Source organism: Magnetospira thiophila (assembly GCF_054657015.1).
The window spans coordinates 1653046-1675853 of sequence record NZ_BAAHXF010000001.1 but is presented as its reverse complement, the minus strand read 5'-3'; the positions used below and the strand labels follow the sequence as shown (position 1 = coordinate 1675853).

Below are 22808 nucleotides of genomic sequence, written 5' to 3'. Positions count from 1 at the left end.
GCCGGGAGGCCATTATAATGAAACGGTCATATAAGAACATCCTTGCCGCCTTGATGATGAGCAGCGCCTTGACCATCGCCGCCGCCCCCAGTTGGGCCAGCCCGTCCTGGACACCCCAGGCCAGCGAACGGCTGATCAAGCTGCCGCCGAGCTATCTGCAGAAATCCATCGACAATGATTTCGCGCGCTCGGAATTGGGGCAGGCGCTGACCGGCACCGAGCAAGACCTGACTCTCAAGAACGGCACCCTGGCCGACCTGCAACGGGCCATTGGGAGCGCTGAAGGGGATGTCCGACTTGAGCTTCGGCACCAGTTCCTGGCTGAGAAACGAGCCTATCTGAACCTGATATCCCAGCGCAACGAACTGCGCCGCAAGCATTTCGAGACCAAGCGCAAGCTGTTTGATCGCATGATCGACCGGCTGGCTGAGAGCGAGGAAGATCCCACCGGCGCCCGGCAGGAGTTGATCGCGCAACAAGAGGCCGCCCATCAGCGTTTCAAGTCGTCGGTCGATGTGGTTGATCAACGGATCTTCGAAACCAGCATGGCCAGCGAAAGCAAATACGCCAGCCAATACACAGCCAACATGGATGCCATGGGCAAATTGCTGGCCCGCATTCAGTCCCACGAGATGAACCGCGACGTCCACGACGACGACGGCCAACCGCTGACCCGCAAGGAGCATCTGCGCCGCATGGCCGCCGACATCCAAACTGAACTGGCGATGCTCGACCAGGAAGAAGTGATGATCGGCTACATGGCCAAGCTGGTGGCGCTGGACGCCATGGTTCTGGCCGAAGACGGACTGGATGCCGAACTTGCCGATTCCGATGCCGCCGCCGTGGCTTCGCCGGTGGCGACTCTGCCCTATTTCCTCAACAACTGAGACACGGGAGATTTCCGATGACCCGCAAGATCCTGCTTTCCTCCGGCCTCGCCCTCGGGCTGCTGGCCCTCGCCCCCCCGGCCTTTGCCGACACCCTGGAGACCCTGGAGCGGGAACGGGCGGTGACCGTCGATCTGATGCTCGACCCGGAACTGACCGCCCCGGACCGCATGGGCAAGCTGGCCACCGCCCAGCGCCGACTGGTCGATCTGGAGCGCATGGTGCTGCGCGACGAGAGCCTGCGCGGCAAGAACACCAACACCGTGCGCATGGCGTTCAAAAATTATGACGTCACTTTTCTGGCCCATGGGGCGGTGGAGAAAAACCGCACCATGGTCGACAACTGGCTCGATCAATTCGGCGTCAGCACCGAAAGTCTGATGGCGGCCCATGTGGGGAGACGGTGACATGCGTCGTCTGCTCGCTCTCGCCGATACCGGCTCGCGCGTCGTCAGCTACCTGATCGGCGGGCTGACCCTGACTTTGGCCATTGCCGTCTGGGTGACGGCCAGGGACCCGGGGGCGTTGGCGGCCTGGACGGTCAATGTGTTCGGCGGCACTTTCCTGGTGTTGCTGACCGGACTGATCTTCGTCAGCCTGTTCGCCTGGACCCGCATGGGGCAAAGCCGCTTCGATCCGACAGCCCGCGCCCTGTGGCTGGAAACCGGTCTGCATGGGGCGGGAGGGGTCGCCACCCTGGCCCTGACCTATACCCTGTTCGGCATTTCCCTGGGCATCGGCACCCTGGCCGATCAGACCCTGAGCCCGGAAACCGTGGGCGGCATCATCCGCGAACTGACGCGGCATTTCAGCATGGCGTTTTTGACCACCGTGGTCGGCTTGCCTGTCTCAGCCCTGTTGCGGGCGTTGTTGCTGATCACCGACCGGCGTCTCGACGCCAAGGAGGCCCTATGAAATTCCTCATGTTCAATCTCGTGGTGGGCGGTGCGTTAGTCTATTTGATGGTCTTCGGCGGTCCCACCGGGCTGCCCCTGACCCGAGAGATGTTCCCCGACCGTCCGCAAAAGATCGTCGCCCAACAGATCGAGGTGCCCGCACCGACACCCGAGCCCCAACCCGCCCCCCAGGTGGCCGCGCTTCCACCCGCGCCGGTGGTTCCGGCGGTGCAGGCTCCGCCGCCGCTGCCCGAGCCGATTCCCGTCGTCACGCGGACCGTGCAACCGGCCCCCAAAGGAGACTCTCCTGGACACGCCCCGGTCGCTGTCTCGGAACCGGAGGTCCCCAAGACCGATCCGACCGAACGCCGTCGGGCCTTGCAGGATCTGGTCTCGGACATGGAGCGCCTGTACGCCGAGAAAATGACGAGGTAAGGTCATGACCTGGGCACCGCTGAGCAATCACCTCTCCCTGGCTTTGAGTTTGGCCCTCGGCCTGTTCCTGATCGCCCTGATCTGGCCGAGAGAGCAGCCGATTGTTCAGCGGCCCGCCGCCGAGGTGACGCACGCGAATGAGCGGAAAGCGCCGCCCCCGGCCACCCCCTCATTCACTTTGCCACCGCCCCCCGTGGCCCCGGCTGTCGTTGCCCAAACGGAGGTTTCTCCCCCCACCGTCGCGGGTCCGAAACCTGCCCCGGCCCCGAGCCCCACGCCTTCAGTGGCTCCAGTTGCCCCCCAACCATTGCCGACTGTATCGCCGACTGCTTCGACGGTCGCAACGCCACTGCAACCGGCTCCCATTCCAGAGGTGAAACCCACCGTCGCCGACATTCAAAAGGGGCGCACCTTGTTGCGGGTTCTGGAGCATGGCCGGGGACCAGGAATCGAGATCGCCTGGCCGGATGGGGCTGCGGCCCGGGAGCGCCTGTTCGGCCTGCTGGATCGCTGCCATGGCATGAAGGTGGCGGTGTTGGACGAGTCGGGCAATCTGTTCACCCTCGAACAGGCCCCCGGTCAGCGCTGGGAGATCAACCTGGACCGCTACAGCGGCTTTCTGCGCCAGCCTTCAGGGCAGACGGCACGGAGCGAGGAAAATCTGGTGCGCGCCATCCGCCGCCGTCACGGCCTGAGCGGCGGAACCCCGGTACGCATTTTTCCCCGGCATGCCGACGCGGCGCTGCTCGGCGGCCTCGAACAGCGGATCGGGGCCAACTATGCCGACAGCCATCAGATTCGCGCCACCTATGTCCTGAACGGGGATCGGCTGCGGATCGACGGGCTTCAGGTGGATGGCGCCCCCCTGCCCGGACGCATCGACCTGGGCGGTTGCGGGAGGCGGTCATGAACAGGCTGGGGCTGGCGGTCGTGTTGCTGGTGTTATTGGGCGGCTGCATGCAGACCGGCTACCGACCGATGACCGACACCGACCGTCAGACTCCGCAGCCCCCCCTGTCCCGCGAGGTGCTGTACGACCTGGACCGGGAATTCCATCGCGACCCGCCGACCTGTGTGGTGGTCCTGCCTGCGGAGGGTCTGGACAATCCTCTCGCTGCACAACAACTGACCCAGGCCTTTGCCCGGCGGCTGGCCGGGCGGGTGGAACGGGTCATCACGCCGCTGGCCCGACAGCGGCTGGAGCGACAACGGGGATTCGATCTCCAAAATGCTGGAGACCGACGCCGCTTTGCCATAGACCAGCGTTGTCCCTTCTACGCCCGCGCCACGCTCGGCCATCTGGAAGACTCTTTTATGGTGGTCTGGAGCGAACGGCAGGTCGGCCTGCGGCTGGAACTGTTCCGCGCCTCCGATGACCGGCGGCTGTGGCTGGCCGCCCATACGGCCCGGCGCGGCGACGGCGGACTGCCCCTGTCGCCCCTGTCACTGGTCGCCAGCGCGGCGACGGCGGGGGCTTTTCAGGCCGATGCGGAAGTCATGGAGTCGCTGATCGACGACGCCCTGCGGCGCATGATGCGCACGTTGCCCGACACGCGCTAGCCCGAGTCATTCACTTAAAGATGTATATGCTGCGGCTTTTATCTATACTCTCCTAAAAATATCCAAGGGTACGTCAATGATCCGATTCGTTCCGTTTTACGCCCTTCTTGTATTTCTTTCGGCTTTTGAAGCGCAATCCGAACCGCGCAAGTCCATTTACTGGGGTCTCATCGACTATGCGCCGTTCGATGGTCCCGACGGGATCGAAAAGGGCTATTACGGCAGTCTTTACCGGCAGGATATCCAGCGCCTGCTGCCCGATTACCAGCACAGCTATGTCACCGCCAACGTGGAACGCTTCTGGTCGCTCATCGCCGAGGGACAGACCCTTTGTTTGATCGGGGCCTACGACAAGCCGGACCGGCGCCAGGTCGCGCTGTTTTCCGAACCCGATTACCTCTATATGCCCATCTCCATACTCATGCGGGCCGAAACCCTCGAAAAGCTGGGGCACCCCACGTCGCTGTCCCTGTCCGAACTGCTCAATGATCATCCGGACCTGACTCTGACCATCGGGCTGGGCCGTTCCTACACCCAAACGCTCGATGAAATCATCGCCCCCCATCGCGGTCGGCCCCATGTGATCGAACTGACGCAAACCGACGCCATTTTGGAGGCGCAGATCGGCATGCTGGTCTCCGGACGGGCGGATTATACCCTGAGCTATCCGGACGAGGCGCGGCTGGGGCTGCAAAATGCCCACACCGATGGCCCCCTGCCGCGCGCACTGGAAGTCCGCGAGGAGACCGAATACCTTCATTCCCATGTGGCCTGCACCAAGGGCGAATGGGGGGCCGAGATCATCCGCAGCGTCAATGCCATCCTGCCCACACTGTACCGGGACCCGGGCTATCGCGGTCATTACGAATCCTGGCTCGACGAGGGCATGCGGCCCACCTATCGTCTGGTCTGGGACGACAGGCTGTTGAAGAGCACGAACTAGATGAGTCTCCTGGATCGCCTGAAAACCCTGCGCGGCAAGTTTCTGCTCCTATTGCTGCCGCCGGTCATTCTGGCCACGATCCTGGTCTCCGGACTGTTCGTCGCCCTGACCTATGGGCAGATGCAAAATGAATTAACGGCCAAGCAAACCCATTTGAGCGAATTCATGGGCTCCGCGCTCGCCGAAACCATGTGGAACTTCGACAAGGCCGGAACCCAACGTTTGCTCGATGCCCTGCTGTTGACCCAGGATGTGGCGGGGGTGCGCATCGTCGACACCAAGGGGGTTCTGGTTGCGCAATCCGGTGCCCCGCCGGGCACCGACTGGTTGACTACGCGCACCCCGGTGACCTTTCAATCGGACGCCAATATTTATCGTCTGGGCACCCTGGAGGTGGTGTTTACCTTTGATCGGGTTTCCAAGACCCTGACCGAACAGATCACCCGCAATCTCCTGCTGCTGGCTTTTCTGGTGTTCGTCCTGCTGGTCAGCGCGCTGCTGGCCAATCGGCTGATTATCGGGCGTCCCCTGGAGACCCTGCTGGCCCAAATCCGGCGCACCGAAGCGGAACATCGGCATGTCCCCCTTGAACCTTTGACGCGGGACGAACTGGGCGATGTGATCGGTGCCTATAACCGCCTTGTGGCCCGACTGCTGGACAATGAACAGACCCTGATGGCCGCCAAGACCTCCGCCGAGGAGGCCAATACCGCCAAGACCCGCTTTCTGGCCGCAGCCAGCCACGACCTGCGACAGCCGCTGCAAGCCATTACCCTGTATCTGGAAGCCCTGTCCGCCGGGACCGGTGAAGAGAAAACCCGGGACCTGGCCCGGCGCATCACCCGCACCACGGAAAGCCTGCGCCTGTTGCTCGATGAAATTCTCGACATTTCACGCCTTGATGCCGGATTGGTGCAGGTGCAGCCGGAGGTCTTTTCCCTGGGCCGCCTGTTCCACAAGTTGGCCGAGGAATTCGCCCCGGTCGCCCGGCGCAAGAACCTGCAATTTCGCGTCGTCGCACCGCGCGCCCATGTGCTGGCCGACCCACGGCTGACCGAAATTGTGCTGCGCAATCTGGTCAACAATGCGTTGAAATATACCCCCAAGGGCAAGGTCCTGTTGGGGGTGCGGCGTCGGGGCGGCGACTTTTCGATCGAGGTCCTGGATAATGGCCCCGGCATTGAACCGGCCTTCCAGGAACGGGTGTTCGAGGAATTCTTCCAATTGGACAACCCGGAGCGGGACCGCCGCAAGGGCCTGGGTCTTGGGCTGTCCATCGTTCGCCGAATCGCCCAGGTGATGCGGATCGAGATCACCCTGGTCTCGCATCCCGGCCAGGGGACCTGCTTTTCCTTCATCCTGCCGCGCTTCGAGAGTTCCATCGAGCCCATCGGCACAGGAGTGGAACCGGATCGACCGAGCCGCCCGCTGAATATCATGCTGATCGACGACGATCTGCTGGTCCGCGATGCCACCCTGTCCCTGTTGAGCGCCTGGGGGCATTGCGCGGTCGCCGATTGTTGCGCCGACCCGGACCATCCCGACTTTCCCGGACTGGTCACGGCGTTCGGGCGACCGCCTGACCTGTTGCTGGTCGATTACCGTCTGCCCAAGGGACGCACCGGCACCGACGCCATCGCCGCCCTGGTCTCCGCCTGGGGTCACGGGGTGCCGACCCTCATCATCACCGGCGACACGGCCCCCCAACGGCTGGAAGAAATCGGACGCAGCGGCCACCCGACCATCCACAAGCCGGTTGATCCGGTCCAATTGCGACGGATATTGCGTCAGGTGGCGGAGCGGGGCGTGGTGGGATAACTTTTCCCGGCCAGCCGTTTCTGCTAAACCGGACCTCCGCTGACGCTCATATCAAGGACATCTCCCCATGCAGTCACTCTGGTCCGACTCCGACGCCCGTACCGCCGTCGCCCATTATGGCGCGCAAGGAATCAATGAGGATTGGGCTTTGCGCACCTACACCACCCGACTGCTCGGCTCGGTGCCGGAGCTGGTGCTGCATGGCGGCGGCAATACCTCGGTCAAGACCACCTTGCCCGATCTGGTGGGCGATCCCACAGAGGTGCTCTGCGTCAAGGGGTCGGGCTGGGACATGGGGACCATCGAACCGGCGGGACTGCCCGCCGTGCGCCTCGCCCCGCTGCTCAAGCTGCAAGGCATCGACAGCCTGAGCGACGAGGAGATGGTCAATCTGCAACGGACCAGTCTGATGGAGGCCAGCGCCCCCAACCCCTCGGTGGAAACCCTGCTGCATGCCTTCATTCCGCATAAGTTCATAGACCACACCCATTCCAACGCGGTGGTCGCCCTGACCGACCAGCCCAACGGGGCCGATCTGGCACGCGAGCTCTATGGCGACCGCATGGTCATCGTGCCTTATGTGATGCCGGGCTTCTATCTGGCCCGCGACGGATACCGGGCCTACCTAGATCAGCCGGATGCCGAAGGGCTGATCCTGGTCAAACACGGTATATTCACCTTCGGGGCGACGGCCCGACAGGCCTATGAGCGGATGATTGATCTGGTGACATTGGCCGAGGAACGGCTGGCCCGAAGCGGCCCGAAAGTCTTTGCCGTTGCCAAGTTGCCGGGCGACGTGGCAGATGTCGCCGACGTGGCGCCTATCCTGCGCGGTCTGATGGCCGAGGACCGGGGCGAGGACCGGGAACCCGGGCGCATGCTGCTCGATTTCCGCACCTCCGACGCCATCCGCGCCTATGTGGACGGGGTGGACCTGCCCGACTACAGCCAACGCGGCACGGTGACCCCCGACCATGTGATTCGCACCAAGCCCAAGCCGTTGATCCTGCCGACGCCGCGCGCCGGTCATCTCGATCAATTCGCTCACGAAGCCCGCGCCGCCCTGGAAGCCTACAAGGCGGACTATCACGCCTATTTCGAGCGCAACAACGCCCGGTTGGGCGGCATCAAAACCGAACTGGACCTGTTCCCGCGCATCGCCCTGGTGCCCGGTCTGGGACTGTTCGGCATGGACAAGTCACATGGCGGCGCGGCCATTGCCGCCGATCTGGCGGAGACCAACATAGCCGTCATCACCGCTGCCGAGGGTCTGGGCCGCTTCGATCCGATCCCCGAGTCCGATCAGTTCGATATGGAATACTGGTCTTTGGAACAGGCCAAGCTGGGCAAGGGTAAGGAAAAACCCCTGGCGCGGCAGGTTTGTGTAGTCACCGGCGGTGCATCGGGTATCGGGGCCGCCACCGTGCGGGCCTTTGCCGCCGAGGGCTGCGAGGTCGTGGTACTCGACCGCGACGGCGACGCGGCACAAAAAATGGCCCAATCGGTCAAGGGGCTGGGGCTGGCCTGCGATGTGACCGATCCCTCGGCAGTGCGGGCGGCCTTCAATCGGGTCTGCGCCACCCTGGGCGGGGTGGATATCGTGATCTCCAATGCCGGGGCGGCCTGGCAGGGCCGCATCGGCGAGGTGGACGACGAAATTTTGCGTCAAAGCTTCGAATTGAATTTCTGGGGACATCATACTGTTTGTCAAAATGCTGTACGCATCATGACCGCCCAAGGAACCGGCGGCTGCCTGCTGTTCAATACCTCCAAACAGGCGCTCAATCCGGGCAAAAACTTTGGCCCCTACGGATTGCCCAAGGCGGCCACTTTGTTCTTGATGAAGCAATATGCCCTCGACCATGGGCGGGACGGTATCCGCGCCAATGCGGTCAATGCGGACCGCATCCGTTCCGGCCTGCTGACCGACGACTTCATCGCCGAACGGGCGGTGGCGCGCGGCGTCAGTGAACACGACTACATGGCGGGCAACCTGCTGGGTCGCGAGGTTTCCGCTGCCGACGTGGCACAGGCTTTCGTCGATCTGGCCAAGGCGCGCAAGACCACGGCGGCGGTGCTGACGGTGGATGGCGGCAATATCGAAGCGTCGGTGCGCTGATCATGAATCGCACCGAGGCCGCCGAAACGGTGATCCATACCGCCCTGGAGATGAATCGCCAGGGTCTCAACCGGGGCAGCGCGGGTAACGTGTCCCTGCGTTTCGAGGACGGCTTTTTGGTCACGCCTTCCGGGCTGCCCTATGCCGCTCTGACGCCACCGGACGTGGTGTGGGTCGGCCTCAATGGCGACTGGGACACCTCGGGCCGCAAGCCGTCCAGCGAGTGGCTGTTTCACCGGGATATCTATGGAGCGCGTCCCGAAATCGGAGCCATCGTCCATACCCATGCGTCTTATTGTTCGACTCTGGCTGTCCTGGAACGGGATATTCCGCCGTTCCATTACATGGTCGCCGCAGCGGGTGGCGACAGTATTCGCTGCGCCTCCTACGCCACCACCGGCAGTCAGGCTCTGGCCGAGGCGGCGGTGACGGCCTTGGAGGGTCGTTTTGCCTGCCTGCTGGCCCATCACGGCATGATTGCCTGTGGCCCCGACGCCGCCCGGGCGCTCGATCTGGCGGCCGAGGTGGAGGATCTGGCCCGGGTCTATGTGCAGGCCCTGAGCATCGCTGAACCGCCCCTGCTCGATGCCGACGAGATGCAGCGCATGCTGGACATCTTCAAGACCTATGGGGCCAATGCGCAACACAAATAAAATATTGTGTCCCTATATTAATAAGGCCCTCTTTGTAGAGCCCGCAAAAGGAGCCCTACAGATTTGCCTCAAAAAACTCGAAGGTTCGTTGCCAGGCCAACTTTGATTGCGCCGCGCGAAAATCCGGGCGGCGGTCGCAGTTGAAGCCATGCCCCGCGCCTTCGTACAGATGCACCGTCACGTCCGGATAGGCGGCAGCGACGGCGGCCCGGTTGTCGGGCGGAATCAGCGGATCATCGGCCCCGAAATGCATCATTACCGGACATTGGGGGTGGTCCGTGCCGACGAATTGCGGCAGATGGCGACCGTACCAGCCGACCGCCGCGCCCACGGCGGGCACCCGGCAAGCGGCGAGGAAGGTCACCGAACCGCCCCAGCAGAAGCCGGTCACCCCGACCCGACCATTTGGTGCCACGAACTCGGCAGCGGCGGCAATATCGCGCATGGGTCCGTCCCAGCCCAGTTGCTCGACGATCTCCCGTCCGGTGGCGACGCCCTCGGGGTCATAGTCGAGTTCCACCCCCGGCCTCACCCGGTCCTGCACCGCCGGAGCGATGGCCGTCCAGCCCTGCACCGCCAAGCGGTCACAGACATCGCGGATATGACCATTGACCCCGAAAATCTCCTGCACCACCACCAATGCCCCCTTCGGGTCGTCGTCGGGCCGAGCCAGATAGGCGGCGCACGAATGATTGTCGGCCGCCGTCAATTTGAGGATTTGCCCCATAGCGATCTCTCCCAATCCCTAATTTCGACAAGTATGACCACAGCTAAAATACTCCTTAACGGCAAATGAGTCTCGACACCACATTGCGAGCAGCATAAAATCTCTCACAGCCTTAAGGTGAATCAAGGGGTCCTCATGCGTATGTACCGGACACGGACTTTGTTCGGAGTGTTGGTGCTGGGCGTTCTGCTCGGCGGCTGTCAGACCATGTCCGGAATTCAAGAGGACCTGCAAAAGCTCGGGCTATCTACTAGGTCCGCCGTTTCCTCGACAACCCCCAGTTCCGAACGTTCTGAAACAGAACTGGATTCCGCTGCCGTCCTGGCTCAGGCGCAAAAGGATCTAGAGGGCTTGAATTGGCCGCAGCCTCAAGAGACCTGGACGGACCTGCGTAACGTTCTCGACCGCACAAGGACCAACTTGCAGGATCTGGCGGGAGCTCCCGAATCGGAATCCGTGCGCCAACGGCTGCGCAGCTTCGAAACCCAATTGCGGCAAGATGCCCCGACGCTCTTCGCCCGCCATGACCTGATCCATGGACGCTCCTTTTTAAAGATCTATCCTATTGATCTCGATGGTCCAACGTTGTTTGACGCCCAATGGGGGAGCCTTTACCCGAAATTACAAAATGCATCGCTGGAAGACTTAAGCCACTTTGCCAGCACATATTCCCGAACCGACCTCGGCGCGGCTCATCGAAAAGAACTGGTCCAGATGTTCACCGAGCGTCTGAAGAGTCGGAACAAGGGAAGGGATGATCTGGAGACCCTCCTGGCCAATGCCGAGTTGGCCAAGTCCGCCGGATTCGAAGGCGCGGAGCTGGACTCTTCGACCATCGGCTTTGTCGAAGCCACCAGCAAGACTCTGCTGCGGGAAAGACAGGTTGATTTCCCTGCTTCCGTCGATGTGGATCTGCCGGTGAACTCGGAAAAACTTTCCCTGGATGAGGCCATCACCCCGTACGACGGAAACGGGCCGCGTTTTATCGTTGTGTTCGAAGTGGCCCTGGCCAAGGCCACGCGCCGGGTGATGAGCCTGAAAGAAGTGCCCTCCGTGGTCTTTATCGGTAACCGTTATGGCACGGGCGTGATGACCGCCGACGGGCGGGTCGTCGAGGATGTCAAGGACCCCACGACAGGCACCACGTCACCCTCGGTCAATCCCCTGGCCATGGAGGATTACGGCATTACCGAACGTCGGGCGGTGGGAGAGCCGGTCGCCTATCGTTATTCTTTCAGCCTGGCCGACATTCGGTCGCGCAAGAACATGACGGTCAACTATTACATTGTGGATCGCAAGCGACGCGATTTTTTCAAGTCCACTTTCGATGCCTTTGAAGAGCAGCGCTACAATGTGGCCTACAACGTTCTTGCCGGCGATCCCAAACGCAATCGACTGGATCAGGATTACGATACGGAACAGGAAATTGATGATTTCGAGAGTGGGCCTTTGGCCGTATCCCTGAGCCAACTGCTGACCCACTACAAGAACAATCGCGACAAACAGAACAACCGAACCAGCCTCTCCGCCCTGCGTCAGGTCCTACAGCGGGATCGCAATGCGGCTCTGGCCAATTACAAGGCCAACACTTTCGATGCGCGCCCCCTGAACGATCCGCGTTTCGATTCCGTGGTCGCGGTCTATACGGGTAAACGGGGCATGGGCAGCGGGTTCTTTGTGGCCCCTGACATTGTTCTTACCAACTGGCATGTGGTGGAAAACCAAAAAGTCGTTGAAATGAAAATGTACGATGGCCGGGAAACCTATGGCACGGTGCTGGCCAAGGACGTGCGGCTGGATGTGGCCCTGGTCAAGGTGCAGGATCGCGGACGCCCGGTGGCCTTTTACACCGGCCGCGATCTCAGCCCCGGCATGGAAGCGGATGTGATCGGCCACCCTTATCGACATCTCTTCAGCATCACCCGGGGCATCGTCAGCGCCATCCGCAAGGAGCCGAGCATCAACCTGCCCGGCGGCGCCGGCGATGAGGTCCTTTTCGTGCAGACCGACGCGCCCATCAATGGCGGCAATTCCGGCGGCCCGCTGTTCCATGGCAACAAGGTGATCGGCATGAATACCTGGGGATACCTCGGAACCGACGGGCTTGGGTTTTCCGTTCATTACGCGGAAATCCTGAATTATCTGAATGAGCATTTATCCGGTTTCCATGTGGACCCGGCGGGAAGGAGCTGAGCATGTCCAAGATTGTAATCACCCGGGGATTGGTCATCTTCCTGCTTTCGACTTGGCTCGTCGCCTGCAACAGCTCGCCGCAGCCGCGCCTGGGCATGGTCGAGACCCCGGAAGGCAGCGGTCTCATGTATGGCTCGACCATCGAAAACAATCTGGTGACCGATGCGGCCTTTTATTCAAATACCAAGATCAAGATCCGCACCCGCAACACCTCTGGCGACCTTGCCTTTGATTTGGACGACCTGACCAAACGGCTTGAGCGGGCCATGATTTCCAAGGGATATGAGCCGACCCAAGGCGATGATTTCGGTCTGCTTCTGGACGTCAACGTGATGCACAGCGGCCATATCCAGGAACGGCTGACCTACGAATACGCCTTTCTCGGCGGGGTGGCGGGCAGCTTGGCCTCGGCCCGTGGCAAGGCCCGTGATTCCCAGGACCTGGGCGCGCTGGGCGGGGCGGCCCTGGGGGCCATCATCGGTGACAACATCACCGAGGATACCTACATGATCATCGCCAATGTGACGTTCGGCGTGGTCAAGAACCGCACCGTCTCCAAACGGCGGGTCACCTTCAGCCGCAGCACCAAGATCAAAAATCTGGACGATCCGGATGAAGACGAAAAGGAGGTCATCAGCGGCTTCAAGCGCACTTACCATACCAACCTGGCCGTTTATGCCGGGGGGCGCAACGTCAAGCAGCGGGAAATCACCGAAGGCGTGCGCAGCCGAGTGATTCGGATCGTCAGCGACTTCCTATAAAGGGGACAGATTATTTAACAAGATTGTCCAACTGGCGCTGCCGGACTTTCGAGGCGATTGTTTTTTCCGATGTGGAGTAGACCAGCCAAATTTCCTTGCCGTCGCTGTCGATGCCTTGACCGTGCCCCCCAGTTTCAGAAGTCTGGATGAAATCCACCTTGATCGTCCGCCCATCCGAGCATGTTGCGCTCGCTTCTCCCGCTCCGCCCGTATCAACGAACAAACTGGGACGGCTGATCACTTTGCTGCTTCCCTCGCATGTGACGCTGCCGTCTGCGGAGGCCACATCAATGGAGCCCCGATCGAAGCTCACGATAACGGAGCCAAAAAAAGTTTGGCCCGATCCCACAAACTCGCCCCCCACATGATATTTTACGCATCCTGTTACCAAGGTCACCGCGAAGAAACCACCGATAAACCCAAGCCACTTTCGCATATCCGAACTCCCCCACGAGAATATATTATGGATTGTGACTGTATCGAATCCCTATGCAGACAACAATAGCATATGATATTTTTTCACACGTTGTGGCGAAGAATAGTATCAGCGAGGACCCCATGCAGACAAGCTTCCCGACCCCCCTCCCGCCCCTGGCCTTGATTGCCGGATGTGTTGTGTTTTTCACTGCGGGCTGTATTCAGGCCACGCAATTTGCTGAAAAATCCCGTGGCAACAAAGAAATCGAGGCCCAATGCGAGGCGGCCATGGGACAGGCCAACCTCAGTGTTCTTGACGGAAAAATGGCCTACCGCCACGACGAAATACCGACACGGGAAATGCTGCTGATCACTGATTCCCCGACCCAGGACGAAGTGGACGCCGTGCAGCGGCTGCAGCAAGTCAAGGAAACCTGCAAAAAAATGCGTGAGGATGCAGGCTACACCACCAGCGCAACGGAAGACCTCATGGAAAGCCGCCGGGCCAAACTTCGCTACGGCCTGTTCAAAGGTGAGATCCCGTTCGGAGTTTATAATTACGGCGTGGCCCAAGTTCTGCGTAAGCAATCGTCCTTTCAGGCTTCTGCCGACGAATCTTTCGAGGCCGGTCGAAAAGCGGGCCAGCAAAAAGCCATGGCCGAGTTTTCAAACATGAACAACCAGATGCGATACAATAGCTACATGAACACCCCGAAGACCTGGAATTGTTACGCTTCCGTCGGGGGGTCCAGTTATACCTGTTACTGACCCGGCTAATAGGCCGTTAGTTCCGCCCCGCCCAGTTCCAGGGAATGCCGCCAGAACTGGTCCTCGCGCTCGAACAGGCGATAGGTGCCGCGCGGCCCCCAGGACCCGGCAGGATAGGTATTGATGAACTCGCGCTCCATGGACCAGACCTTGAGCACCGGATCGACCACCCGCCAGGCCCATTCCACCTCGTCGATGCGCAGGAACAAGGAATGGTCCCCTTCCATCACATCAAGCAGCAGTCCTTCGTAAGCGTCGAAGTCCTCTTCGTCGTTCTTGCGATAGGTGGCATCCAGACTCATGGTGCGGGTGGAGAGTTCCAGGCCCGGTACCTTGACCTGCATTTCCAGCTTCATGCAGTCGTCGGGCTGAATGCCGAGCATCAGCCAGTTGGGGCGCGGCGGCTCGCGACGCACCTGACGCAGCAGATCCTGCGGCGGTGACTTGAAGCGGATGGAAATGGCCGAGGCTCCCTCCTTCATGCGCTTGCCGGTACGCAGGAAAAACGGCACCCCCATCCAGCGCCAATTGTCGATGAACAGTTTCATCGCCGCATAGGTCTCGGTGGTGCTGTCCGGAGCCACGCCGGGTTCCTCCAGATAGCCGGGCACCGGATTGCCGTCGATGGCGCCGCTGGCATATTGCCCCCGAAAGGCATGGGCATGGACGGAACTTGGGGTGATCGGGCGGATGGCCTTGAGCACCTTGACCTTCTCGTCGCGCAGATGTTCCGCCGCCATGGACACCGGCGGCTCCATGGCGACCAGCGCCATGAGCTGCAACAGATGGCTTTGGATCATGTCGCGCAGCGCCCCGGAGCCCTCGTAATAGTCGGCCCGATTGCCGATACCGAAAGTTTCCGAATGGGTGATCTGCACATGGTCGATGTAATGACGGTTCCACAGCGGCTCCAACAGAATGTTGGCGAAGCGGAACACCATCACATTCTGCACCGTGCCCTTGCCCACGTAATGGTCGATACGGAAAATCTGTGGTTCGTTGAGATGCTTGTAGAGCCCCGATTGCAGAGTCTGGGCGCTGAGCAGGTCGTAGCCGAACGGCTTTTCGAACACCACCCGCCGGAAGCCGCTGGTTTCCTTGAGCAGACCGACCTTGCCCAACTTGTCGATGATGTTGGGGAATTCCGCCGGACGGACCGACATGTAAAAAGCGATGTTGGGCGGAAAGGTCGCGGTATCTTCAAGTTTTTCCTTGAGCTTCGGATAGGCGGTCTCGTCACCGATGGGATTGGGGTGATAATGCAGGCGCTGCCGAAAGCGCTCGAAGGCCGTCTTGTCGTAGCCTTTGGGATATTTGGCCTTGAGGATGTCGAGCACCTGATCGAGCCATTGCGCGTCGGTCCATTCTTCCAGGCTGGAGGCCAGGATGGCCATGTTGTCGGGCAGTCGCCCCGCCACTTCCAGCCTGAACAGCGCCGGAATCAATTTGATCCGCGCCAGATTACCTCCGGCACCGAAGATCATCATGGTACAAGGGGGAAGCGTCAGAGTCATTTGCCGTCTCCGCTGCTTTTCACCGCATGACCCCCAAAGGCGTTGCGCATCATCGACAACAGCTTGAAGCCGTAGCCGGTCTCATCTTGGCTGGCAAAACGCATTTGCAAAGCCAGAGTCAGCACCGGAGCCGCCACGCCCTGATCAATGGACTCGACGACCGTCCAACGGCCCTCGCCGGAATCCGCCACATAGGGGGCAACATTTTCCAGATTCTGATCACCCTCCAGGGCCTCGGCGGTGAGATCAAGCAGCCAACTGCGGACCACCGAAGAATGTCGCCACAGCTCGGTAATCTGGGCGAGATCGAGCTTGAACTCTTGCTTGCCGCGCAGCAGATCCAGCCCTTCGGCCAACGCCTGCATCATGCCGTATTCGATGCCGTTGTGGATCATCTTGGTGAAATGGCCGGAGCCCACCGGTCCCACATGCGCCCAGCCGGTATCCGCCGCCGGTGCCAGGGCTTGCAGAATGGGAGTCATGGTGGCGGCCACCTCGGGGGTCGAACCGACCATCAGGCAATAGCCGTTTTCCAGGCCCCAGACACCGCCCGACGTCCCGGCGTCCATGAAGCCGATGCCCTTTTCGGCCAACATGGCTCCGTGCCGTTGGCTATCCTTGTAGTTGGAATTGCCGCCGTCGATGACGATGTCACCGGACTCGAGCATCTCCCTCAAATCCTTGATCTGGCCTTCGGTGATGTCACCGCTGGGCAGCATCACCCAGACGATCCGCGGCGCGCTCAGTTTGCCGACCGCATCGGCCACCGATGTGGCGGCGATCATGCCGGACTCCTCGGCCAAGGCGGAAACTGTACCGGCATCCCGATCATAGCCGACCACTTCGATGTTGCCTCGGCGTAAACGCCGCGCCATATTCCCGCCCATCTTTCCCAAGCCGATCATTGCCAGACGCATGTGCTTTTCCTTTTCCCAGGCTGAACAGAAACATCGTTTCTGCAAATTTGTTGGTATATGCTCATATTAATACGCAAATATTTTGCGATTCCCGAAGGATGATGCGCCGGAATTCATGATGACTCAAGCCCATCGCGACAACCGTTGGCATTCCCACCTCGACACCACGTCCCTGGCCGTGGCCGTGGCGGCAGAAGTTATGCGTGCCGCTGACCGGGCCATCGCCGATTCCGGGGCGTTTCATCTGGTCCTCGCCGGTGGGAGCACGCCGCGTCGGGTCTATGAACTTTTGGCGACTCTTCCGGCCGACTGGGCACACTGGCATATCTACTTCGGCGACGAGCGCTGTCTGCCGCCCGATCATGATGACCGCAACAGCCTGATGGCCGCCGAAAGCTGGCTCGAAAATGTGGATATTCCCGCTGGCCAAATTCATCCCATGCCCGCCGAGCTGGGGGCCGACGCCGCCGCCCTGTCTTATGCGCGGGCGCTCGACGGAGTCGGGATGTTTGACCTGGTGCTCCTGGGATTGGGCGAGGATGGTCACACGGCGAGCCTGTTTCCCGGCCAGGATTGGGGCGAAGCCGCCGACGCTCCCGATGTGCTGGCGGTCTTCGACGCGCCCAAACCGCCGCCGGAGCGCCTTTCCCTGAGCGCCCGTCGGTTGAGCGCTGCCAGGCAGGTGATTTTCATGGTCAGTGGCGAGGGCAAACGCCACGCGGTCACCGAATGGCTGAAAGGGGAGCCGATCCCCGCCGCCGCCATCCGCCCCGAACAGGGGGTGGAGGTGCACCACGACTTGATGGGGATTTGAGTCGGCTTAGCCCAAAATCCCTTCCGCCTTGACCTCGCGGCATTCCTCGAAGGCCAGGACCGGGCAATTGTCACATTTGCCCTGCTTGCGAAGCAACCGCCGCAGGGTGCGGATGGCGTCCTGTTTTTCGTCGAAGAAGTGGTTATTGCCGATGGCGCGGACCAGATGGGTGCGGCTGACCGTATCATAGACAACGGGATTCAGTTCGGCGAAGTAGAGACCGCCGCCCAACTCGTGCAGGCGCTCCGCTTCGTGCAGCAGCATCTCGGTCCCGCTCAGGTCGATCAGGCTGATTCCAGTGCCGATGATCAGGATGTGATAGATCCCTTCCTTGTCATAGATATGCTGGATCTCTTTCTGAAGGTGATTGACCGAGCCGAAATAGATCGACATGTCGATGCGCAGGATCTTCATGTCCGGGCATTCCTTGAGGGGCTTAGTCCTCACGTCGGTCAGCTTTTTCTTGCCATAGACCGGATCGAAATCAGGGGCCAGGGAAACGATTTCCGGATGCGACGTGCGGGCCAGAAAAATGACCAGCGACAGGAAGACGCCCAGGTAAATGGCGAACTCCAGTTCCAGGAACAAAGTCGCGCCCAGGGTGGTCAGCAGGATCGAGGTTTCCGCCTTGCTGGACTCGATGACATGTTTGATCTGTTTGAGGTCGATCAAATTATAGGCCACCACCAGGATCACCCCGGCCATCGCCCCGACCGGAAGATAGGCCGCCAGAGGCGCAACCAGCAACAGCACGCCCATCAGGAACAGCGCCGCAAAAATCGCCGACATGGGAGTCTTGGCCCCGGCCGAATAGTTGACGCCCGAGCGGGTAAACGACCCCGACCCGGCATAGGACGACAGGAAGCTGCCAACCAGATTGGAGGCTCCTTGGCCGATGAATTCCTGATTGCCGTCGATGCGTTGGTGCGATTTCGAGGCAATGGCGCGACTGATGGAAACAGCCTCGATCAGACCGAGCAGAGCGACGGCGAAGGCCTGCGGCGCCAACAGCTTAATGGTGCCAGCCGAAAGATCGGGCAGCGAAAAGGGCGGTAGATGGGCCGGAATTTCGCCGACCGTGGTAATGCCTGCGTCCGCTCCGCCCATGGCGATGGCGACAAATGCGCCGACGATCAGCGATATGAGCAAATTCGGCAGTTTGGGTGCGAACTTTTTAATGGCCACGGCAGCCACCAAGGTGGTCAGGGAAACCACCAATATCGCAGTGTTGGTATTGCCGATCTCGTGCCAGATATCAGCCCAGGTATAAAGGAACGACTCGCCCCGTGGCACATGTACTCCCAGCACGTTCTTGGCCTGACTGGTGGCAATCAGAATGGCCGCTCCGGCGGTGAAACCGACAACCACCGTATGAGACACGAAATTGACCAATATGCCCAATCGCGCCAAACCGAAGGCCAACTGGTAGACCCCGGCTAGGAAGGTGATGGTCAGGGCCAGAGTCACGAACTCCTGGGACCCCGGTTCGGCATGGCTGCTGACGGCGGAAAAAATCACGATCGAGATGGCCGTCGTCGGCCCGGAAATCAGGTGCAGCGACGAGCCGAACAGGGCGGCAACGATGGGGGTCACCATGGCCGTGTACAGACCGTATTGCGGCGGCAATCCGGCAATGATGGCAAAGGCCACGCCTTGCGGCAAAACAATGACCGCTCCCGTGATGCCCGCTATGAGATCGGCCCGCAAGGTCTGTCGGTTGACCATCGGCAACCACGCGAGAAAAGGCAGGAAGATCTGGAGTGGAATACGGGGAATACGGGGAATTCGCAAAGCAGTCATGTCGAATCGATCTTTCCTCAGCCCGAGCCTAGCTCTTGATTTTCGAAACAAAGAACCTGTGGCGTACGACCCAAAAGGTACCGCGCCAGCCGCTTCGAAGAAGCATGGAGATGGGGGATTATATACCGATCGACTTAAAATGGAACACTAAATTAGCAACATCTCATATAATTTCAGACATTGAAGCGGAACAGCATGATATCGCCGTCCTTGACCCGGTAGGTTTTGCCTTCCTGGCGCATCTTTCCCGCTTCCTTGGCCCCCTGCTCGCCATTGCAGGCGACGAAATCGTCATAGGCAATGGTTTCGGCCTTGATGAACCCGCGCTCGAAGTCCGAATGGATCACCCCGGCGGCCTGCGGGGCCAGGGCGCCGCCAAAAACCGTCCAGGCCCGGGCCTCCTTCGGTCCGACGGTGAAAAAGGTAATCAGGTGCAGCAACTCATACCCGGCCCGAATGACCCGGGTCAGTCCCGTTTCATGCAAACCGAGGCTTTCCAGAAATTCGCTTTTTTCCTCGGCGTTGCCCAGTTGTGAGATTTCCTCCTCGATGGCCGCCGAAATGACCACGCTGGCCGCGCCTTCTTCGCTGGCGCGCCGGGCGACGATGGCTGAAAATTCATTTCCTTCCGCCGCCGAGTCCTCATCGACGTTGCAGACATACAAGACCGGCTTGGCGGTCAGGAGTTGCAGCATATCGAAGGCTTTTTTCTCATCGTCAGCCACCTCGACCAAACGGGCCGGTTGCCCCTCGCGCAGCAGGGCCAGGGCACGCCCGACCAGATCCAATTGCAGTTTCGACTCCTTATCGCCGCCGCGCGCCTTCTTGACCAACGAGACCTCACGCTTTTCCAGGCTCTCCAGATCGGCCAGCATCAATTCGGTTTCGATGGTCTCGATATCGCGCAGGGGATCAACCCCGCCATCCACATGAGTGACATTTCCGTCCTCGAAACAGCGCACCAGATGCAGCACCGCATCCACCTCGCGGATATTGGCCAGGAACTGATTGCCCAGGCCCTCGCCCTTGGAGGCCCCGCGCACCAGCCCGGCGATATCGACGAATTCCAATTGGGTCGGCACAATCCGTGCCGACTTGCCGATTTTGGCAATGGTATCGAGCCGCGAATCCGGCACCGCCACCCGGCCCGAATTGGGCTCGATGGTACAGAATGGAAAATTGGCTGCCTCCGCCGCCGCCGTGGCGGTCAGGGCGTTGAACAGGGTGGACTTGCCGACATTGGGCAGGCCAACGATGCCGCAATTGAAACCCATTTCAGTCGTCCTTCTGTTTTGGCGGTTGCAGGGCCAGCGCCACCCGGTTCATGAATCCGCTGTCATCGCCCCTGACCAGCAGCGGAAACTGTTCGGCCAGCGCGTCGATCATCGGAGTCAGCCAGGCCCCGTCGGCCTTGGCGAAATCGGACAGCACATGACCATGAACCCGCTCCTTGTCTCCCGGATGGCCGATGCCCAGGCGCACCCGTCGATAGTCGCGGCTGCCCAGATGAGCGTCCAGACTGCGCAACCCGTTATGGCCGCCATGACCGCCGCCGGCCTTGATCCGCAGCTTGCCCGGTTGCAGGTCCAGGTCGTCGTGAAACACCAGCAAGCCGTTGACCGAGATCTTGTAGAACCCGGCACAGGCCGCCACGGCACGACCGGACTCATTCATATAAGTCAGTGGCTTAAGCGCGTAGACCTTGACCCCGGCCACCATGCCCTCGGCCAGTTCGGCCTGGAACTTGTTGCGCCAGGGGCCAAAGGAATGGCGGCGGACCAGTGCGTCCACCGCCATGAACCCGATGTTGTGGCGGTTCCCGGCGTAGCCCGCACCCGGGTTGCCAAGTCCCACCACAAGCAACATGGCCTAGGCTTCGGCCCCGGCGTCGCCCTCGCCTTCGCCTTCCTCGGTCTCCGTCTCCATGCCCGACGGCGCAACGACGGTGGCGATGGTGAAGTCGCGGTCGGCAATGGCGGGCACCACGCCTTCCGGCAGGGCGATGTTGGAGATATGCACCGAATCACCGATGTTGAGCCCGGTCAGATCGGCGATCAGGGTCTCGGGGATGTTATCCGGCGAGCAGATCAGCTCCACCTCGTGGCGCACCACGTTGAGCACACCGCCGCGCTTGAGGCCCGGCGAGGCCAGTTCGTTGATGAAGTCCACCACGACCGCCACTTCGATGCGGTCTTCCTTGGAAACGCGCAGGAAGTCCACATGCAGCGGAACGTCGGTCACCGGATGGAACTGCACGTCGCGCGGCAGAACCTGATAGGATTCCGAGCCGAGCTTCAACTGGACCATATGGGAGAAGAACCCCGGGGCGTGCAGCCGCTTGTGCAACTGAATGGGTTCCAGGGAAATCATAATTGGTTCGGTTTTACCGCCGTAGATCACAGCGGGGATGCGTCCGGCGCGGCGCGTTGCTCGGGCTGCCCCCTTACCGGCCCGCTCCCGCACTTCGGCATCCAAGTTCACGATGTCACTCATCGACATACTCCTAAATAATAAACAGACAACGCTGGCCTCCAGGGGTGCCAGCGCCTCAACAGGTCCGCCGCCCCGTTGGGCGGGACGGCGGCGGTGTTATAGCCTCAAATGAAGAGACTGGAAACCGATTTTTCCTCGGCAATCCGATGCATGGCTTCGGCCAGCAGCGGGGCCAGGGTCAATTGTTCCACATTGGACGCCACCCGTACCGCCTCGGTGGCCTGAATGCTGTCGGTGATGACCATCGAGCGCAACGGCGACGACGTCACCCGCGCCACGGCGCCCCCGGACAACACCCCGTGGGTGACATAGGCCGACACGCTGGCCGCACCGGCCTCGGTCAGGGCCACGGCGGCGTTACACAGGGTGCCGGCGGAATCGACGATGTCATCGACCAGGACGCAATGCCGCCCCTCCACTTCGCCGATGATATTCATCACCTCGGACACCCCGGCCCGTTCGCGACGCTTGTCGATGATCGCCAGATCGGCGTTCAGCCGCTTGGCCAGGGACCTGGCCCGCACCACGCCGCCCACATCCGGCGACACCACCATCACATGTTCGCCGTGATAGGTTTCCTGGATATGATGGACAAACACCGGGGCGGCATAGAGATTGTCCACCGGGATATCGAAAAAACCCTGAATCTGTCCGGCGTGCAGATCCAGGGTCAACACCCGGTCGGCCCCGGCGACGGTGATCAGGTTGGCCACCAGCTTGGCCGAGATGGGCGTCCGTGGTCCCGACTTGCGGTCCTGACGGGCATAGCCGAAATAGGGCATGACCGCCGTGATCCGCCGCGCCGACCCGCGCCGCAAGGCATCGAGGGTGACCAGCAATTCCATCAGGTTGTCATTGGCCGGAAACGACGTGGATTGCAAAACGAACACATCGGCGCCGCGCACGTTCTCTTCCACCTCGACGAAAATTTCCATATCCGAGAAACGGCGCACGCTGGCCTTGGTCAACGGCAGACTCAGATAAGCCGAGACGGCATCGGCCAGGGGCCGGTTGCTGTTGCAGGAAAGGATCCTCATGATCGCCTCGCGCCCTGTTGTGCCCATACCCCGTAAAGCTCAGTGGGACCAGTCGC

Annotated in this window: 23 protein-coding genes; 14 read left to right on the top strand and 9 right to left on the bottom strand. The window is 61.0% G+C overall.

Annotation, left to right across the window (positions count from 1 at the left end; all coding sequences use genetic code 11):
* Nucleotides 1-17 precede the first annotated feature (17 nt).
* The 10 genes from ACYQ1P_RS08110 (at nt 18) to ACYQ1P_RS08065 (ending at nt 9311) form a co-directional block, all read left to right on the top strand.
* Nucleotides 18-887 (top strand): hypothetical protein, encoded by an 870-nt coding sequence (locus tag ACYQ1P_RS08110; protein ID WP_460019840.1) that lies wholly within the window; start codon nt 18-20, stop codon nt 885-887.
* Nucleotides 888-904: 17 nt separating this feature from the next.
* The gene (locus ACYQ1P_RS08105) at nt 905-1294 is read left to right on the top strand and encodes a hypothetical protein (RefSeq protein ID WP_460019839.1); all 390 of its coding nucleotides are present in this window, start codon (nt 905-907) and stop codon (nt 1292-1294) included.
* A gap of 1 nt (nt 1295) precedes the next feature.
* Nucleotides 1296-1802 (top strand): hypothetical protein, encoded by a 507-nt coding sequence (locus ACYQ1P_RS08100; protein ID WP_460019838.1) that lies wholly within the window; start codon nt 1296-1298, stop codon nt 1800-1802.
* Entirely contained in the window at nt 1799-2218 is a 420-nt protein-coding gene (locus ACYQ1P_RS08095; RefSeq protein WP_460019837.1) for a hypothetical protein, read from the top strand. The genes ACYQ1P_RS08100 and ACYQ1P_RS08095 overlap by 4 nt, the downstream gene beginning before the upstream one ends.
* A 373-nt stretch (nt 2219-2591) precedes the next feature.
* Nucleotides 2592-3128 carry a hypothetical protein gene (locus tag ACYQ1P_RS08090; protein ID WP_460019836.1) on the top strand — a complete coding sequence of 179 codons (537 nt, stop codon included), beginning with the start codon at nt 2592-2594 and terminating at the stop codon, nt 3126-3128.
* The gene (locus tag ACYQ1P_RS08085; RefSeq protein ID WP_460019835.1) at nt 3125-3778 is read left to right on the top strand and encodes a hypothetical protein; all 654 of its coding nucleotides are present in this window, start codon (nt 3125-3127) and stop codon (nt 3776-3778) included. The genes ACYQ1P_RS08090 and ACYQ1P_RS08085 overlap by 4 nt, the downstream gene beginning before the upstream one ends.
* Nucleotides 3779-3854: 76 nt before the next feature.
* On the top strand, nt 3855-4721 hold the full coding sequence (locus tag ACYQ1P_RS08080) for a hypothetical protein (protein ID WP_460019834.1): 867 nt from the start codon (nt 3855-3857) through the stop codon (nt 4719-4721).
* Entirely contained in the window at nt 4722-6539 is a 1818-nt protein-coding gene (locus ACYQ1P_RS08075) for an ATP-binding protein (RefSeq protein ID WP_460019833.1), read from the top strand.
* Nucleotides 6540-6606: 67 nt separating this feature from the next.
* On the top strand, nt 6607-8658 hold the full coding sequence (locus tag ACYQ1P_RS08070) for a bifunctional aldolase/short-chain dehydrogenase (protein ID WP_460019832.1): 2052 nt from the start codon (nt 6607-6609) through the stop codon (nt 8656-8658).
* Between the two features lie 2 nt (nt 8659-8660).
* Nucleotides 8661-9311 (top strand): class II aldolase/adducin family protein, encoded by a 651-nt coding sequence (locus ACYQ1P_RS08065; RefSeq protein WP_460019831.1) that lies wholly within the window; start codon nt 8661-8663, stop codon nt 9309-9311.
* Nucleotides 9312-9366: 55 nt separating this feature from the next.
* Here the strand turns inward: ACYQ1P_RS08065 and ACYQ1P_RS08060 are convergent, their stop codons facing one another.
* The gene (locus ACYQ1P_RS08060; protein ID WP_460019830.1) at nt 9367-10038 is read right to left on the bottom strand and encodes a dienelactone hydrolase family protein; all 672 of its coding nucleotides are present in this window, start codon (nt 10036-10038) and stop codon (nt 9367-9369) included.
* 135 nt (nt 10039-10173) lie between these two features.
* Between ACYQ1P_RS08060 and ACYQ1P_RS08055 the strand changes: the two genes are divergently transcribed.
* Nucleotides 10174-12231, top strand: a complete 2058-nt coding sequence (locus ACYQ1P_RS08055; RefSeq protein WP_460019829.1) for a S1C family serine protease — start codon at nt 10174-10176, stop codon at nt 12229-12231.
* 2 nt (nt 12232-12233) lie between these two features.
* Nucleotides 12234-12992: a complement resistance protein TraT gene (gene traT, locus ACYQ1P_RS08050; protein ID WP_460019828.1), complete on the top strand. Its 759-nt coding sequence runs from the start codon at nt 12234-12236 to the stop codon at nt 12990-12992.
* A gap of 10 nt (nt 12993-13002) precedes the next feature.
* Here the strand turns inward: traT and ACYQ1P_RS08045 are convergent, their stop codons facing one another.
* Complete coding sequence (locus tag ACYQ1P_RS08045; protein WP_460019827.1) at nt 13003-13428, bottom strand: hypothetical protein; 426 nt, start codon at nt 13426-13428, stop codon at nt 13003-13005.
* A gap of 53 nt (nt 13429-13481) precedes the next feature.
* Here ACYQ1P_RS08045 and ACYQ1P_RS08040 point away from each other — a divergent pair, with 53 nt between their 5' ends.
* Entirely contained in the window at nt 13482-14177 is a 696-nt protein-coding gene (locus ACYQ1P_RS08040; protein ID WP_460019826.1) for a hypothetical protein, read from the top strand.
* Between the two features lie 5 nt (nt 14178-14182).
* Here the strand turns inward: ACYQ1P_RS08040 and zwf are convergent, their stop codons facing one another.
* Complete coding sequence (gene zwf, locus ACYQ1P_RS08035) at nt 14183-15691, bottom strand: glucose-6-phosphate dehydrogenase (protein ID WP_460019825.1); 1509 nt, start codon at nt 15689-15691, stop codon at nt 14183-14185.
* Nucleotides 15688-16608 (bottom strand): phosphogluconate dehydrogenase (NAD(+)-dependent, decarboxylating), encoded by a 921-nt coding sequence (gnd, locus tag ACYQ1P_RS08030; RefSeq protein ID WP_460019824.1) that lies wholly within the window; start codon nt 16606-16608, stop codon nt 15688-15690. Before gnd ends, zwf begins: the two co-directional genes overlap by 4 nt.
* 115 nt (nt 16609-16723) lie before the next feature.
* On the opposite strand from gnd, the gene pgl reads away from it, so the two are divergent.
* Nucleotides 16724-17422 carry a 6-phosphogluconolactonase gene (pgl, locus tag ACYQ1P_RS08025; RefSeq protein ID WP_460019823.1) on the top strand — a complete coding sequence of 233 codons (699 nt, stop codon included), beginning with the start codon at nt 16724-16726 and terminating at the stop codon, nt 17420-17422.
* Between the two features lie 6 nt (nt 17423-17428).
* Here pgl and ACYQ1P_RS08020 read toward each other — a convergent pair whose 3' ends face one another.
* The 5 genes from ACYQ1P_RS08020 to ACYQ1P_RS08000 form a co-directional block, all read right to left on the bottom strand.
* A complete protein-coding gene (locus ACYQ1P_RS08020; protein WP_460019822.1) occupies nt 17429-19222 on the bottom strand; it encodes a SulP family inorganic anion transporter in 1794 nt (597 codons plus the stop codon).
* Between the two features lie 173 nt (nt 19223-19395).
* Complete coding sequence (ychF, locus tag ACYQ1P_RS08015) at nt 19396-20496, bottom strand: redox-regulated ATPase YchF (protein WP_460019821.1); 1101 nt, start codon at nt 20494-20496, stop codon at nt 19396-19398.
* 1 nt (nt 20497) lies between these two features.
* Nucleotides 20498-21088 carry an aminoacyl-tRNA hydrolase gene (gene pth / locus ACYQ1P_RS08010; RefSeq protein WP_460019820.1) on the bottom strand — a complete coding sequence of 197 codons (591 nt, stop codon included), beginning with the start codon at nt 21086-21088 and terminating at the stop codon, nt 20498-20500.
* Between the two features lie 3 nt (nt 21089-21091).
* Nucleotides 21092-21715 (bottom strand): 50S ribosomal protein L25/general stress protein Ctc, encoded by a 624-nt coding sequence (locus tag ACYQ1P_RS08005; RefSeq protein WP_460019819.1) that lies wholly within the window; start codon nt 21713-21715, stop codon nt 21092-21094.
* Between the two features lie 104 nt (nt 21716-21819).
* Nucleotides 21820-22752: a ribose-phosphate pyrophosphokinase gene (locus tag ACYQ1P_RS08000; protein ID WP_460019818.1), complete on the bottom strand. Its 933-nt coding sequence runs from the start codon at nt 22750-22752 to the stop codon at nt 21820-21822.
* Nucleotides 22753-22808 lie beyond the last annotated feature (56 nt).